The sequence below is a fragment of the Mesorhizobium sp. P2_E9 genome (assembly GCF_056403815.1).
The window spans coordinates 22133-35857 of sequence record NZ_JBFUET010000017.1 but is presented as its reverse complement, the minus strand read 5'-3'; the positions used below and the strand labels follow the sequence as shown (position 1 = coordinate 35857).

Sequence of the window (13725 nt, the reverse complement as noted above, 5' to 3'; positions counted from 1 at the left end):
GAAAGAGTGTCATGTCGGAAAGAGGCCGTCCCCGCACTTTCGATCGAACCGCAGCCTTGCGGCGCGCGATGGAGCTGTTTTGGGCCAAAGGCTATGAGGGCACTTCGATTGCCGAACTGACCGCGGCGATGGGTATCAATTCGCCCAGTCTCTATGCCGCCTTCGGCAGCAAGGAAGCGCTGTTACTCGAAGCGACCGAATATTACACGCAAGCCGAAGGAACAGAGATCTGGGCCGCGTTGGACGAGGCATCGACGGCATGCCAGGCGATCGAGAATTTCCTGCGGCAGACAGCCAAGGCTTATTCGCAGACCGATCGCCCGCAGGGCTGCCTGATTGCACTGGGTGCACTGCACGAGGATTCAAGCAGCGGTGCCATCTGCGCGGACTTGCGCCGGCGCCGCGCTGAAAACCTTACAGCCCTGCGCAAGCGCCTCGAGCGCGGCGTGGCCGAGGGCGAATTGCCGGCGAAATTCGACTGTGGCGCCGCCGCGACCTTCTACGCCACGGTGCAGCACGGCATGTCGATCCAGGCGCGCGACGGCGCCTCATGCACCGCGCTGATGGCGACGGTCACCGGTGCGATGGCTGCCTGGCAGACGCTGGCGGGCACCGACAGAGCGTGACAAACGCCGGCCATTGTGGTGGAGATTCAATGCATGTCGCCCAAAATGATCTCGGTTTTGGGAGAACGACATGCATAAAACAATGAGCTGAAGCGCGACGCGCTTCAGACAGCCAGCCAATGCGCGGGTAGAGGGGAAAGCCGGTGAAAAAAGGTTATCGCGAACTGCTGGACGAAGCCAACGCCGAGATCGAAGTGGTTTCACCGGAGGAAGCGTCAGGATTGCTCGACGACGAAGGTACAATCTTCGTCGACCTGCGCGATCCACGCGAGGTAGAGCGCGACGGAAAAATACCCGGCGCCAAACATGTCACCCGCGGCATGCTGGAGTTCTGGATCGACCCCGAAAGCCCCTATCACAAGCCGTTCTTCGCCTCGGGTAAGAGTTTTGTTTTCTTCTGTGCCGGCGGCTGGCGCTCGGCGCTGGCCACCAAGACGGCGCAGGACATGGGGCTTGCGCCGGTCAAGCACATCCTTGGTGGCTACACCGCCTGGAAGGCGGCCGGACTGCCCGTCGAGCCTGGCGAGAAAAAGAAATAGCCCAATGCATGTCGCTCAAAAGTGGTCCCGGTTTTGAGACAACGACATGCATGGAACGATGACCGCGTCTCAATGCAGCAGCGACGGCTCACGGTGCTCCGCGACGAAAGCAACGGCGCGTTGGACCACGCCCTTGTCCGCCAGAATGCGGCGGTGGCCGAGCCCATCGGCCCAGTGCAGCCGCACATGGCCGCCGGCACCAGCGTAGCGTTTCGCATGCTCAGCCGGCACTTCGCGATCGTCCGGCGCGTGGATCACCAGCGTCGGCACAGGTGCCTGGGCGAGTTGGCGGTCGCCGGTGAATTCATGTAGCGGCCGGCCGGACAAGTGCTCGACGCGGTCCGCCATAGCGACCTGTGAGCGCGGTCCGACATTGAGCATGCGGCTGAAGTCGGCGAAAATCGCCGGCAAGGAGCTGGGTGCTGCGATCAGCACAAGCCGTCCAGCCGCCAGCGGCGGAATGTTCTTGACCGAACCGGCAACGGCATTGGCGGCAACGGCGCCGCCGAAGGAATGCCCCACCGCCGCGACGAACGGGCCGAACCATTCGCCGGCAACTCTTACCGCTTCCACCGCATTGACCATGTTGAGGTTCCGTCCCTGCGAATGGCCATGGCCCGGCAGGTCAAGGGAAACGACCCTGTAGCCGGCCGCCCGATAGCCCTCGATCAAGGCGCGCATATATTCAGTGCGCGAACGCCAGCCATGAACGACAAGCACAGTGCCAAGAGCGGCCCTGCCCGGCTCCGGCCGGAATTCGTGCACCATGACGCAGCCGGTCGCCGTCTTCAGCCGATGATGGCGCGCCTCGGTCATGAACTCCGCGGCACGGCCGATGGCGCGGCGCTCACCGTCGGTCAGCGCTTTGGCGCTCGGCGTGCGGCAGAACAATTCGAAAGCCGCGCGCCCGGTGATGCGTGGCGCAATATGTTCGGCCGCACCAAATACGCTCCGGATGACCTTCAGCCCGATTGATGCCATAGTGAGAATCCATCCATACGTTCAAGCATGAACATAATAGTTCAAAGATGAACAATAAACAAGAGCTACCCTGGGACAACCCGCGTTTTCGGAACTGGGTCGCGGTGGCGCGCGCCTGCCATGTGCTGGAGCGCACGCTGGCGGTGAAACTCGCGCCGCTCGATCTCAAGCCGGCGCAGCTCGATGTGCTGATGAACCTCTACCGCCATCCCGGCATGTCGCAGCACGACCTTGCCCGCAATCTGCTCGTCGGCCGCTCCAACATCACCATGCTGTTGCCGCAGCTGGAGACGCGTGGCCTGTTGCGCCGCGAAGGCGATGAGAAGGACAAGCGCATCTTGCGGCTCGCCTTGACCGAAGCCGGCGAGGCGCTGCTGATGCAGGCGCTGAAAGTACACATGGCGCTGATCGAGAAGGCGATGAGCCAGTCGACGCCGGAACAATGCGACATGATTGGCGAACAGATGCGCAAGATCTACGATGTGCTAAAGGAAGCCTAGCACCAAGGTGTGCCGAGATTCAGGTCAGGATGCGCCGAAAATGGTGGCTTCCGAGAACCGGAGCGGAGCGTACTAAAGTACGTGAGCACCGGAAGCGCAGGAGGCCGCCATTTGCAGGCCAGCCTCACCTGAATCTCGGTGCACCGGCTACCACATCGTCTTCTTCGCCCGTTCCGGCCATTCCTTGTCATAGGTTTCACCATCGATGTTCTTGCGGCTGGTGATTTCCAGGATTTTTCCAGGCGTCGGCAGCGATTTCGGGTCGACATGCTTGGCCGGGTTCCAAAGCTCCGACCGCACGATGGCCCGCGCACATTGGAAATAGACCGAATCGACATCGACGACGGTTACCGAGCGCGCCGCCTTGCCGTCCACCATGAACGATGCGCAAAGTTCGGCATCGGTGGTTATATGGGCTCGCCCGTTGATGCGCAGCGTCGTGCCGGAGCCCGGCACCAGGAACAGCAACCCGACGCGTGGATCCCGGATGATGTTTCGCAGCGAATCGGCGCGATTGTTGCCACGCCGGTCCGGCATCATCAGCGTCTTCGGATCAATGATACGCACGAAGCCGGCGAGATCGCCGCGCGGCGAACAGTCCAGTCCCTCCGGGCCACTGGTGGCAAGCGCGACGAAGGGCGAGGCTTCGATGAAGGCGGCATATTCGGGAATGACGTGGTCGAGTTCCTTGACCAGCGAGGCTTCGCCTGGAACGCCATAGAGCGCTTCGAGCTGTTCGACCTTGGTGATGTGCGACATCTTTTCGTCTCCGAACCTTTGCCGGCGCTACTCCACATCGATGACGTTTTGACGACAGCGACGGGATGAGTTTAGCGGTCCCGGCTCAAGCCTTTTTCCGCAAGCTCCCCTAGATAGGCATTCCAGCGTTCATCCTTCTCATGGCCGAGCGTGTGCAGGTAGTTCCAGGTGAAGATGCCGGTGTCATGGAAATCATCGAAGGTGATGCGCACAGCGTAGTTGCCGACCGGCTCGATCTTCAGGATCGCCACATTGCGCTTGCCGGGAACCGTCACCCGCTGTTCGGGCGAATGACCCTGCACCTCGGCCGATGGCGAGGCGACGCGCAGCAGTTCGGCCGGCAATTCGAATGGCTGGTGGTTGGGAAAGGTGACCGACAGCAGTTTGCGGTCCTTGGAGACCCTGAGTTCTTTTGGTGCGGTCATGCTGTTTGATCCCGTATCGATTGCCCTTCCCTACGCCGCTTCGCGAAAGGGGAAAAGGCCGTTTGAAACCGGCCGACATTCGATGTCGGCCGGGGGATGTTACCAAAGATCGAGAAGCGGTATCTTGAATGGTGGGCTGTTTCGTATCACATAGCTGTATATAACGACGCCGGTAACGGTCACGGAAACGCTCGAACATGAACATGATCGACCCCTTCGGTCGCACGATCAGCTATCTCAGAGTGTCGGTCACCGACCGCTGCGATTTCCGCTGCACCTATTGCATGGCCGAGGACATGACCTTCCTGCCGAAGAAGGATCTGTTGTCGCTGGAAGAGCTGGACCGGCTCTGCGCCGTCTTCATTGAAAAGGGCGTCAGAAGGTTGCGCCTCACCGGCGGTGAGCCGCTGGTGCGCAAGAACATCATGCACCTGGTGCGCCAGTTGTCGCGACATCTCGACAGCGGCGCACTGGAAGAACTGACGCTGACCACCAACGGTTCGCAGCTGTCGCGCTTCGCCGCCGAACTCGCCGATTGCGGCGTCAAGCGCATCAACGTCTCGCTCGACACGCTCGATGCCGACAAGTTCCACAAGATCACCCGCTGGGGCCATCTCGACAAGGTCATGCAAGGCATCGATGCCGCGCAGGCGGCCGGGCTGAAGGTCAAGCTCAACGCGGTGGCGTTGAAGGATTTCAACGACGCCGAACTGCCCGACATGATGCGCTGGGCGCATGGCCGCGGCATGGATCTGACCGTCATCGAAACCATGCCGATGGGCGAGATCGACGCCGACCGCACCGACCAGTATCTGCCGCTGTCGCTGCTGCGCGCTTCGCTGGAGCGCCAGTTCACGCTGACCGACATTCCCTTCAAGACCGGCGGCCCTGCCCGCTATGTCCACGTCGCCGAGACCGGCGGCAAACTCGGCTTCATCACGCCGATGACGCATAATTTCTGTGAGAGCTGCAACCGCGTCCGGCTGACCTGCACCGGCACGCTCTATATGTGCCTCGGCCAGGAAGATGCGGCCGACCTGCGCGCGCCCCTGCGGGCGTCCGAGGGCAACGAACTTGTCGCCGACGCGATCGACGAGGCCATCGGCCGCAAGCCGAAAGGCCATGATTTCATCATCGACCGCCGCACCAGCCGTCCATCGGTGTCACGCCATATGAGCGTCACTGGCGGCTGATTTTTTCTCCGATTTGGTGCAGGATATCTTTGGTCACAAGCCGAGGAGGCATGATGCTGCGTCTTTATCGAATCGGCTTATCGTCGCTGACAACAGCGATGTCCTTGGCGACCATCATCACAACAACGGCAATCGCCAAGCCGTTCACCTATGTCAACGCGCGCTTCGGCACCGTATGCACCTTTCCGGACCAAATTTTCAGCGAGCGCATGCCCGAGCCGGAGAATGGAGATGGCCTACAGTGGCTTAGCGCCGATGGCGCCAGTGTCGCCTGTTACGGCAGCTACAATGCCGGCGACGATACCCCCGAGGGCGTCGTGGAAGAGGAAAAAGCGAGCACCGAGCCGGGTCACAAGGTCACCTACAGCAAGACGGGCAAGAACTGGGCTGTGCTGTCGGGTACCAAGGGCGACAAAATCTTCTATGAGCGATGCGTGTTCGGAAAGGAGGACGTCATCCACACCGTCTGGATCGAATATCCAGCGTCGTTCAAGTCGAAATACGACCCGCTGGTCGGCGCTATCGCCGGCAGCCTCAAGGGGCCATGAGCATTTTCGGTCAGATCCCAGAAAAAGTCTGATCCGCAAACGGTTGCCCGATTTACCGCCAGCATGTTCCGGCCTAGCTTTCCCCACAGCGGAATCGTCGCTCACAGGGGGAATAAATCATGCGCAAACTCATTCTTTCTCTTGCATTGCTCGGCTTCACGGCCCTGCCCGCGGCTGCCCAGTCGATTGGCGGCACCTATACCGTCGCCGGCACCAACTTCGACGGATCGAAATATGATGGCGAAGCCACCATCACCCTGACCAGCGGGACGACCTGCGCGATCCACTGGGAGACCGGCGGTTCTTCGTCCGACGGCATCTGCATGCGCAACGACGACGCGTTCTCCGCCGGCTATGTCATGGGCAAGGACATCGGCCTCGTCGTCTACAAGGTCGAGGACGACGGGTCGCTGCATGGTCTGTGGACCATCGCCGGCAAGGAAGGCAACGGCACCGAGATACTGACGCCGAAGAAATAGACATCGCCGCGGCTGTACAGCTTCCGGGAGGCGGAGCCCCCTCCCGACCGGAGTCTTGCCGAATCCAGGAGGTGATTTCACGCCGGCGATGACGAATGGCCAGTCCTGGCCCAGCCCTTTGCCATTGCTGTTTCGTGGCGGGCTGTTACAGGCTTGCTTGCCCAAGCAACCGGTAGATGTCTTGCCCCTTTCTCCAAATCTTCGCGGCGCGTTGTTCATGATGGTGGCGATGGTTGGCTTCACGCTCAACGACGCCATCACCAAATACTCTTCGCAATCGATGAACATGGCGCAGGTCATGCTGATCAGAGGGGCATTCGCGTCGCTCTTGGTTGGCCTGCTGGCCTGGCAGCGTGGCGCGCTTTTGCGGCCGCGCCTGATGCTGCAGCCGCTGGTGGCAATCCGTGTCCTGGGCGAAGCAGGCGGCACCGTGTCATTTCTCGTGGCGCTTGCCCATTTGCCGATCGGCAGTGTGTCAGCCGTTCTTCAGGCGCTGCCGCTGGCGGTGACGATGGGTGCCGCGCTGTTTTTCGGCGAAGCGGTCGGCTGGCGGCGCTGGCTGGCGATCGCCGTCGGTTTTGCCGGCGTGCTGATCATCGTGCGGCCGGGCTTCGACGGCTTCAGCCTATATTCCCTTTGGGCACTGGCCAGCGTTGCCTGCTGCACCGTGCGCGATCTCGCCACCAAGCGCATCCCCCAAGCCATACCGACAATGCTGGTCTCGACCGCCACCGCACTGGCAATGACCGTCGTCGGCGCGGTGCTGTTGTCGCCGATGGGAGGCTGGACGCCAATGACCGGCAAGAGCACCGCCCTGCTGGCGCTGGCGGCGGTGCTCGTGCTCATCGGCTACCAATTCATCATCATGGCGATGCGCTCGGGCGAAATCTCCTTCATCGCGCCGTTCCGCTACACCGCACTCCTCTGGTCCATCCTGCTTGGCTTGTTCGTCTTCGGCGACATACCGGACACGCCGATGATTGTCGGCGCAACAATCGTCGTCTGCTCGGGTCTCTATACGCTGTATCGCGAGCGGGTGGTCGGTCGAAGACGGATCGTCGCCGAAACGACCGGACCGGCCATGGCGCCGGATGGAATTTAGTCAGGTCTTGTGATTTCCGGCGGCTGGCGTACAGGCTCGATGCATGAGACGAGATATTGCAGGGATCGTCCTGGCCGGCGGCCAGTCGAGGCGGATGGGAGGCGGCGACAAGAGCCTGTTGCCGCTCGGCGGCGGCAGCGTGCTTGACCAAGTCCTGTCGCGCTTTGGGCCGCAGATCGAAACCCTGGCGCTGAGCGCCAATGGCGACCCGGCACGCTTTGCCCGTTTCGGACTGCCCGTGCTTGCCGATACCGTCGAAGGCTTTGCCGGACCGCTTGCCGGAATTCTGACCGGCCTCGACTGGGCCGCAGCCGGCACGCCTTGCAAGGCGGTCGTCACCGCTGCCGGCGACACGCCTTTCCTGCCGCTCGATCTCGTCGACCGGCTGGCGGCCGCAGCCGGTGAACATCCCGGTTCGATCGCCGTCGCCGCCTCGGCCGGCAGACGACACCCGACCTTCGCGCTGTGGCCGACTGAGTGTCGCGACGCCTTGCGGCATTTCCTGATCGATCAGGACAACAGGCGGGTTTTGGCCTTCATCGAGCGCCATAAGCATGTCGAGGTGGAATTCCCGGTCCTGCAACCCGTGGGGCTCGATCCATTCTTCAACATCAATGTGCCGGACGACCTTGCCGAGGCCAGGCGCCTGTTGCAGAGCATGACATCATGAACGTCTTCGGCATTACCGGCTGGAAAAACTCCGGCAAGACCACACTGACCGAAAAGCTGGTCGCCGAGCTTGTACGGCGCGGCTGGAAGGTCTCGACGGTCAAGCATGCCCATCATGATTTCGACATCGACAAGCCGGGCGCCGACAGCTTCCGCCATCGGCAGGCCGGCGCCACCGAGGTCGCGATCGTGTCCGGCAATCGCTGGGCGCTGATGCACGAATTGCGCGGCGAGGATGAGCCGCAGCTGGAGAGCATCCTCTCACGACTCACCCCATGCGACATCGTGCTTGTGGAAGGCTACAAGCGCGAATCCCACCGCAAGATCGAAACGCGGCGCCTGGAGGCGAAGGACCGGACGCCGCTTTCAGCGGGCGATCCCAATATTGTCGCCATCGCCGCGGATTTCGCCGTCACGGACGAGAGCCTGCCGGTATTCGACCTCGACGACGTAAAATCGATAGTCGACTTCATCGAGCGCACCACCGGCCTCGTTGCTTGAGATGTAACCTAACGGCAGAACCCCATTACCGATTTCGGTGGTTTTGCAGTTGCTTTTTTCTTGGAAAGAGTGGGAGTATCGCGCCAGCGGGCGGTCAAAAGCACCGCCCCACAGAGCCGTTTCGGAACGACGGCCGGGACCATAAAGAGAGGACTATCATGCGTATTGCACTGCGTATCGCGCTCGCCGCATCGGCTGCGCTGCTGACGCTCGGCGTCGCCCAGGCCCAGGAGAAGACCCTGCGGATCGGCACCGAAGGCGCCTATCCCCCTTTCAACAACTTGACCTCGGACGGCAAGCTCGTCGGCTTCGACATCGACATCGCCCAGGCGCTTTGCGATCAGATGAAGGTCAAGTGCACCTTCGTCGCCCAGGATTGGGACGGCATCATTCCAGCACTTCAGGCCGGCAAGTTCGACGCCATCGTCGCCTCGATGTCGATCACCCCGGAGCGCAAGGAGAAGGTCGACTTCTCGCACAAATACTACAACACGCCGTCGGCGCTCGCCGTGCCGAAAGACTCGACGCTGAAGGGCGTGACCAAGGCGGATCTCGCCGGCAAGACCATCGGTGTCGCCACCACGACCACCCATTTCAACTATGCCTCGAAGACCTACACCGACAGCACCGTGAAGGGCTATCCGAGCAGCCCCGAGGAGCAGGCAGATCTTGCCAATGGTCGTCTCGACGCCATCGAGGACGATATCGTCGTGCTGCAGCAGTGGCTGGATTCGCCTGATGGCGCCTGCTGCAAGATTCTCGGCCAGCCGTCGCCGCAACCTGTCGAGATCTTCGGGCCGGGCGCCGGCATTGCCGTGCGCAAGGGCGAGACCGATCTGGTCAACAAGCTCAATGAGGCCATCGACGCCATCCGCGCCAATGGAAAATACAAGGAAATCAACGACAAGTACTTCAAGTTCGACGTCTACGGCGCCGAGTCCTGATAGACAGGATCAAGACGGCGGGAAATCCCCGCCGTCTTTCTATTCATCTTAGGAACGCCGTGGGGATAAGACCTGTCGATGCCAGCCCAGAGCATATGGACACTTCTCAGTTGGGGACCCGATGGCTGGAGTGACGATATTGTTTATGGCGCACTGATCACCGTTGCGCTTGCGCTCGCCACCCTGCCGATCGGATTGACGATCGGCTTTTTCATTGCACTCGCCAAGCAGTCCGAAGAACCTTCGCTGCGCATGGCCGCCAACATCTACACCACGGTTTTTCGCGGCCTGCCGGAACTGGTGACGCTCTTCCTGTTCTTCTTCGGCGTGCCGATCCTGCTGCAACACCTCATCCACTATTTTCGACCCGAAGCGACCATCGACGTCAACAGCTTCGTCGCCGGGATGATCGTGCTCGCGCTGATCTTCTCGTCCTACGCCAGCGAGGTTTTCCTTTCGGCCTTCCGTGCCATACCGAAGGGCCAGTATGAGGGCGGTTATGCCATCGGTCTTTCCTACGGGCTCACCATGCGAAAGGTGATAGTGCCGCAGCTGTTGCGCATCGCGTTTCCCGGATTGGAGAACTGCTGGCTCAGCCTGCTTAAGGACACGTCGCTCGTATCTGTCGTTGGTCTCGCGGAGACATTGCGCAATGCCTATACCGCTGCCCGCGTCACCAAGCACGCATTCCTTTTCTACGGTGTGGCGGCACTGGTTTTTCTTGCCCTGGCCGTAGTGTCGTCCTTTGCAAGTAACGCGATTCTGCGCTCGCTTGGCCGGCGAGAGGCTCAGCGATGAGCGCCACCGCCACCCTGGTCGAACGACCCCCGCCGCGGGCGCGTGGTTGGCCGCGCAGGCGTATCGCCGGTTATGCGCTGATCTGCTTGTGGGTTTTGTTCGGCATCGGCATCGTCAGCTATCTGGTTCTTGCCTGGAATGCTGATTTCTTCGCCAAATATGCACCGGCCTATTTACGAGGGCTTGGGGTAACGCTCGCGCTGGTTTCCATATCGATGGTGCTCGGTGCGATCCTGTCGGTGCCTGTCGCCTATGGGCGCATGTCCAGGAACCGGATCCTGTCCGGCCTCGCCTATTGCTACGTCTATTTCTTCCGCGGCACGCCGCTGCTGGTCCAAACCTATCTGGTCTACTATGGTTTGGGTTCGTTCCGGGTCGAACTCCAGTCGGTCGGCCTCTGGGATTTTTTCAAAGACGCCTTCAACTGCGGCGTCTTCGCCTTTGCGCTCAACACCGCCGCCTACCAGGCAGAAATCCTGCGCGGCGCCATCGAAAGCGTGCACAAGGGCCAATGGGAAGGGGCTGCCTCGCTCGGCCTGCACAAACTGCAGACGCTGCGCAAGATCATCCTGCCGCAAGCCCTGATCGTAGCCTTGCGGCCTTACGGCAATGAGCTGATCCTGATGGTCAAGGCTTCGGCGATCGTCGCCATCATCACCGTCTACGACCTGATGGGCAATGCAAAACTCGCCTTCGCCAATTCCTTCGACATCCAGGCCTATATCTGGGTCGCCCTGGTGTACCTCGTGATGGTCGAGTTGTTGCGCCATGCCATCGAATGGATCGAGCGCCGGATCACCATTCACCTGAAACGCTGACCCGTTCTCGGCTGTGCCAGTCGATCGGACCACAGGCGTCTTGACGAAATGAGCGCAGAGCCTAGAGCTTGCGCAGCAATTTCGTTTCCGTCTGAAGGGCAAGTTCATGGCATCTGTGGCATTTCTCGGTCTTGGCGTGATGGGCTACCCCATGGCCGGACATCTCGCGAACAAGGGTGGCCACGACGTCACTGTCTATAACCGCACCAGGGCCAAGGCCGAGCAATGGGTCGGCCAGCATGGCGGCAGCTTTGCCGTGACCCCGGCGCAAGCCGCTGAAGGCAAGGACTTTGTCTTTTCCTGCGTCGGCAATGACGACGATCTGCGTTCGGTAACGACCGGTCCGGAAGGCGCCTTCAAATCGATGAAGAAAGGTTCGGTCTTCATCGACAACACCACGGCCTCGGCCGAGGTCGCGCGCGAACTGGCCGCCGCCGCGCAAGCGGGCGGATTCTCCTTTCTTGATGCGCCGGTCTCCGGTGGCCAGGCCGGCGCCGAGAACGGCGTGCTGACCGTCATGGTTGGCGGCGACCAGGCTGCGTTCGACAGAGCCAGGCCGGTCATCGACGCTTATGCCCGCATGGTCGGCCTGATGGGATCGGCGGGTGCTGGCCAGCTGACCAAGATGATCAACCAGATCTGCATCGCCGGACTGGTACAGGGACTGTCGGAAGGCATCCATTTCGGCAAGAGGGCCGGGCTCGACATCGAGAAGGTGATCGAGGTGATTTCCAAGGGTGCCGCCGGCTCCTGGCAGATGGAGAACCGGCACAAGACCATGAATGCCGGCAAGTACGATTTCGGCTTTGCCGTCGACTGGATGCGCAAGGACCTCGGCATCTGCCTGGCTGAAGCCGACCGTAACGGCGCCAGGCTGCCGGTAACCGCACTTGTCGACCAGTTCTACAAGGACGTGCAGGCGATGGGCGGCAAGCGTTGGGACACGTCCTCGCTGCTGGCGCGCCTGGAGAAGTAGGCGACCATGTCCCTGCCCGCTCCAGACTGGACGGCGCAGGACATTGTTGCGCATCTGCGCTCGATCGGCACCGAGGAAAACCGCGCCGGCATGGCGCGGTTCGGCATCAACACCGCGACCGCGCTCGGCGTCGGCAATACGGATTTGCGGCCATTGGCGCGCAAGCTGAAACGCAACCATGAGCGGTCGCTAGCGCTGTGGGACAGCGGCATTCGCGAAGCGCGGCTGATGGCGGCTTTCACCGGTGAGCCGAAGAAGATCGCCATCGAGGAATGCCGCCGCTGGGCCGGTGATTTCGATTCCTGGGAGATCGTCGATACTGTCTCCGACCTGTTCGTCGATACGCCGTTTTGGCGCCAGTTGATCGAGGAGTTCGCCTCCGACGAGCGCGAATTCGTCCGCCGCACGGCCTTTGCCATGCTGGCATGGGCAGCCGTGCATTTGAAAAAGGAACCGGATGCAACGTTCTTGTCCTATCTGCCTTTGATCGAAGCCCATGCCGGCGATGAGCGCAACTTCGTCAGGAAAGCGGTCAATTGGGCGCTGCGGCAGATCGGCAAGCGCTCCATGGGCCTGCACGTCCCTGCCCTCAAGCTAGCGCAGAAGCTTGCCGGCTACCCGGACAAGACCGCGCGCTGGATCGGCAAGGATGCCGCGAAGGAGCTGTCGGATGCCAAGACCCTCGAACGCCTCGCCGCCAGAAAAATTTGACCTTGCCAATATCCGCTTCACCGAGGTGACACGGGCAACACGCGGCAATTTCGAGACTTTGTTCGAGCAGCCGGGTGCACCAAAATACTGCTGGTGCATGGCCTGGCGGCACCCCGGCCGCGAGCACATCCAGAACGATGAGAAGAAACACCGGATGATGGCGCTCGTCGATGCCGGCACGCCGGTCGGCATCCTCGCCCACATCGACGGCAAGACCGTTGGCTGGTGTTCGGTCGCGCCACGCAAGACCTATCGGAAGCTTTCAAAACAGCAGGACGATAGCGAGCCAGGCGTGTGGTCTATCGTCTGCTTCTACGTGCCCAGGGTGTTGCGCGGCGGCGGCCTTGCTTCGGCGTTGCTCGATGCGGCCATCGACCACGCCTTCGCCAAGGGCGCGCGCATCATAGAGGCCTATCCGGTCGATGAAGCATCACCGAGCTACCGCTTCATGGGCTTTCGCGACATGTTTGCGGCGCGCGGTTTCAAAGAGACCGGCAACGCCGGTTCTCGCCGACATGTGATGCGGCTCGAGCATTGACGCCATTGGCCTAGGCGTCTTTACTCGCGGCAAAGGAAGCAGCCATGAGCATCCATCTGAAATCAATCGTGGCGTTGGCGGCCGCCCTGTCTCTCTCTGCTGTAGCCGGCGCCTCAGCCGAGACCATGCACATCTTCTGGAAGGATCTGCGTCCGGCGACCCAGGCGGTTGCCGAAGACGCCGGCCTGCCGATGATCGCGGCAAAATTGCCCGATCATGGCGAGACGCTGTCCCTCGATCTGCAAGATAAGACCATACAATTAGCCGGCTATGCATTGCCGGTCGACCGCGACGGCGACCTTGTCTATCAGTTCCTGCTGGTGCCGTGGACGGGGGCGTGCAGCCACATGCCGACGCCGCCGCCCAACCAGATCGTGCTGGTCACGCCAGCCCATCCCTACAAGATGTCGCAAGCCTATCAGTCGGTCGCCGTCACCGGCGCCTTGAGGCCGGACATGGAAAAGAGCCAGCTGTTCATTCTCGACGGCGTCAGCGTCATCCAGTCGGGTTACACCGTGCGCAAGGCGGATGTAGTCGGTGTCGACACCGTGCCGGACACCGTTACGCTGCCGGTGAACTCGCCCTGGAGTTTCCTCAACAAGAAGAAGAATTGATCGC

Annotated in this window: 19 protein-coding genes; 16 read left to right on the top strand and 3 right to left on the bottom strand. The window is 61.3% G+C overall.

All coding sequences use genetic code 11. The annotated features are described in order from the left end of the window. The first annotated feature begins 11 nt into the window (after positions 1-11). Complete coding sequence (locus tag AC1D05_RS27115; protein ID WP_477444772.1) at positions 12-626, top strand: TetR/AcrR family transcriptional regulator; 615 nt, start codon at positions 12-14, stop codon at positions 624-626. A 143-nt stretch (positions 627-769) separates the two neighbouring features. Further along, positions 770-1165: a rhodanese-like domain-containing protein gene (locus tag AC1D05_RS27110; RefSeq protein ID WP_172228906.1), complete on the top strand. Its 396-nt coding sequence runs from the start codon at positions 770-772 to the stop codon at positions 1163-1165. Positions 1166-1234: 69 nt separating this feature from the next. Here the strand turns inward: AC1D05_RS27110 and AC1D05_RS27105 are convergent, their stop codons facing one another. After that, positions 1235-2146 (bottom strand): alpha/beta hydrolase, encoded by a 912-nt coding sequence (locus AC1D05_RS27105; RefSeq protein WP_477444771.1) that lies wholly within the window; start codon positions 2144-2146, stop codon positions 1235-1237. 47 nt (positions 2147-2193) lie between these two features. On the opposite strand from AC1D05_RS27105, the gene AC1D05_RS27100 reads away from it, so the two are divergent. Beyond that, positions 2194-2646, top strand: coding sequence for a MarR family winged helix-turn-helix transcriptional regulator (locus AC1D05_RS27100; RefSeq protein ID WP_477444770.1), 453 nt, complete (start codon positions 2194-2196; stop codon positions 2644-2646). Between the two features lie 147 nt (positions 2647-2793). Here the strand turns inward: AC1D05_RS27100 and AC1D05_RS27095 are convergent, their stop codons facing one another. Together AC1D05_RS27095 and AC1D05_RS27090 are read right to left on the bottom strand one after the other, a co-directional pair. Next, positions 2794-3405 (bottom strand): pyridoxamine 5'-phosphate oxidase family protein, encoded by a 612-nt coding sequence (locus AC1D05_RS27095; protein WP_477444769.1) that lies wholly within the window; start codon positions 3403-3405, stop codon positions 2794-2796. 71 nt (positions 3406-3476) lie between these two features. Beyond that, complete coding sequence (locus tag AC1D05_RS27090) at positions 3477-3830, bottom strand: gamma-butyrobetaine hydroxylase family protein (protein WP_477444768.1); 354 nt, start codon at positions 3828-3830, stop codon at positions 3477-3479. Between the two features lie 197 nt (positions 3831-4027). On the opposite strand from AC1D05_RS27090, the gene moaA reads away from it, so the two are divergent. The 13 genes from moaA to AC1D05_RS27025 all read left to right on the top strand — a co-directional run bounded on the left by moaA (position 4028) and on the right by AC1D05_RS27025 (position 13721). After that, positions 4028-5023, top strand: a complete 996-nt coding sequence (moaA, locus tag AC1D05_RS27085) for a GTP 3',8-cyclase MoaA (RefSeq protein WP_477444767.1) — start codon at positions 4028-4030, stop codon at positions 5021-5023. Positions 5024-5073: 50 nt separating this feature from the next. Then, a complete protein-coding gene (locus AC1D05_RS27080; protein ID WP_477444766.1) occupies positions 5074-5571 on the top strand; it encodes a hypothetical protein in 498 nt (165 codons plus the stop codon). 119 nt (positions 5572-5690) lie between these two features. Continuing rightward, on the top strand, positions 5691-6050 hold the full coding sequence (locus AC1D05_RS27075) for a hypothetical protein (protein ID WP_477444765.1): 360 nt from the start codon (positions 5691-5693) through the stop codon (positions 6048-6050). A gap of 181 nt (positions 6051-6231) precedes the next feature. Next, complete coding sequence (locus AC1D05_RS27070) at positions 6232-7152, top strand: DMT family transporter (RefSeq protein ID WP_477444764.1); 921 nt, start codon at positions 6232-6234, stop codon at positions 7150-7152. Positions 7153-7195: 43 nt separating this feature from the next. Further along, positions 7196-7822: a molybdenum cofactor guanylyltransferase MobA gene (gene mobA, locus AC1D05_RS27065; protein ID WP_477444763.1), complete on the top strand. Its 627-nt coding sequence runs from the start codon at positions 7196-7198 to the stop codon at positions 7820-7822. Continuing rightward, positions 7819-8322 (top strand): molybdopterin-guanine dinucleotide biosynthesis protein B, encoded by a 504-nt coding sequence (mobB, locus tag AC1D05_RS27060; protein WP_477444762.1) that lies wholly within the window; start codon positions 7819-7821, stop codon positions 8320-8322. The genes mobA and mobB overlap by 4 nt, the downstream gene beginning before the upstream one ends. Positions 8323-8480: 158 nt before the next feature. Continuing rightward, positions 8481-9266, top strand: a complete 786-nt coding sequence (locus AC1D05_RS27055) for an ABC transporter substrate-binding protein (RefSeq protein ID WP_202354404.1) — start codon at positions 8481-8483, stop codon at positions 9264-9266. Positions 9267-9344: 78 nt separating this feature from the next. Continuing rightward, positions 9345-10064 (top strand): ABC transporter permease, encoded by a 720-nt coding sequence (locus AC1D05_RS27050; protein WP_477444761.1) that lies wholly within the window; start codon positions 9345-9347, stop codon positions 10062-10064. Then, entirely contained in the window at positions 10061-10882 is an 822-nt protein-coding gene (locus AC1D05_RS27045) for an ABC transporter permease (protein ID WP_477444760.1), read from the top strand. Before AC1D05_RS27050 ends, AC1D05_RS27045 begins: the two co-directional genes overlap by 4 nt. A 106-nt stretch (positions 10883-10988) precedes the next feature. Further along, the gene (locus tag AC1D05_RS27040; RefSeq protein ID WP_477444759.1) at positions 10989-11858 is read left to right on the top strand and encodes an NAD(P)-dependent oxidoreductase; all 870 of its coding nucleotides are present in this window, start codon (positions 10989-10991) and stop codon (positions 11856-11858) included. Between the two features lie 6 nt (positions 11859-11864). Beyond that, positions 11865-12569, top strand: coding sequence for a DNA alkylation repair protein (locus AC1D05_RS27035; RefSeq protein ID WP_477444758.1), 705 nt, complete (start codon positions 11865-11867; stop codon positions 12567-12569). Then, positions 12529-13107, top strand: a complete 579-nt coding sequence (locus AC1D05_RS27030; protein ID WP_477444757.1) for an N-acetyltransferase family protein — start codon at positions 12529-12531, stop codon at positions 13105-13107. The genes AC1D05_RS27035 and AC1D05_RS27030 overlap by 41 nt, the downstream gene beginning before the upstream one ends. Before the next feature lie 44 nt (positions 13108-13151). Then, on the top strand, positions 13152-13721 hold the full coding sequence (locus tag AC1D05_RS27025) for a DUF3299 domain-containing protein (RefSeq protein WP_477444756.1): 570 nt from the start codon (positions 13152-13154) through the stop codon (positions 13719-13721). Positions 13722-13725 lie beyond the last annotated feature (4 nt).

Excerpts from the sequence above, each read along its gene's own strand:
- AC1D05_RS27115 (WP_477444772.1), top strand. The coding sequence starts at position 12 with ATGTCGGAAAGAGGCCGTCCCCGCACTTTCGATCGAACCGCAGCCTTG.
- AC1D05_RS27105 (WP_477444771.1), bottom strand. The coding sequence starts at position 2,146 with ATGGCATCAATCGGGCTGAAGGTCATCCGGAGCGTATTTGGTGCGGCC.
- AC1D05_RS27100 (WP_477444770.1), top strand. The coding sequence starts at position 2,194 with ATGAACAATAAACAAGAGCTACCCTGGGACAACCCGCGTTTTCGGAAC.
- AC1D05_RS27095 (WP_477444769.1), bottom strand. The coding sequence starts at position 3,405 with ATGTCGCACATCACCAAGGTCGAACAGCTCGAAGCGCTCTATGGCGTT.
- AC1D05_RS27090 (WP_477444768.1), bottom strand. The coding sequence starts at position 3,830 with ATGACCGCACCAAAAGAACTCAGGGTCTCCAAGGACCGCAAACTGCTG.
- moaA (WP_477444767.1), top strand. The coding sequence starts at position 4,028 with ATGAACATGATCGACCCCTTCGGTCGCACGATCAGCTATCTCAGAGTG.
- AC1D05_RS27080 (WP_477444766.1), top strand. The coding sequence starts at position 5,074 with ATGATGCTGCGTCTTTATCGAATCGGCTTATCGTCGCTGACAACAGCG.
- AC1D05_RS27075 (WP_477444765.1), top strand. The coding sequence starts at position 5,691 with ATGCGCAAACTCATTCTTTCTCTTGCATTGCTCGGCTTCACGGCCCTG.
- mobA (WP_477444763.1), top strand. The coding sequence starts at position 7,196 with ATGAGACGAGATATTGCAGGGATCGTCCTGGCCGGCGGCCAGTCGAGG.
- mobB (WP_477444762.1), top strand. The coding sequence starts at position 7,819 with ATGAACGTCTTCGGCATTACCGGCTGGAAAAACTCCGGCAAGACCACA.
- AC1D05_RS27055 (WP_202354404.1), top strand. The coding sequence starts at position 8,481 with ATGCGTATTGCACTGCGTATCGCGCTCGCCGCATCGGCTGCGCTGCTG.
- AC1D05_RS27050 (WP_477444761.1), top strand. The coding sequence starts at position 9,345 with ATGCCAGCCCAGAGCATATGGACACTTCTCAGTTGGGGACCCGATGGC.
- AC1D05_RS27045 (WP_477444760.1), top strand. The coding sequence starts at position 10,061 with ATGAGCGCCACCGCCACCCTGGTCGAACGACCCCCGCCGCGGGCGCGT.
- AC1D05_RS27040 (WP_477444759.1), top strand. The coding sequence starts at position 10,989 with ATGGCATCTGTGGCATTTCTCGGTCTTGGCGTGATGGGCTACCCCATG.
- AC1D05_RS27035 (WP_477444758.1), top strand. The coding sequence starts at position 11,865 with ATGTCCCTGCCCGCTCCAGACTGGACGGCGCAGGACATTGTTGCGCAT.
- AC1D05_RS27030 (WP_477444757.1), top strand. The coding sequence starts at position 12,529 with ATGCCAAGACCCTCGAACGCCTCGCCGCCAGAAAAATTTGACCTTGCC.
- AC1D05_RS27025 (WP_477444756.1), top strand. The coding sequence starts at position 13,152 with ATGAGCATCCATCTGAAATCAATCGTGGCGTTGGCGGCCGCCCTGTCT.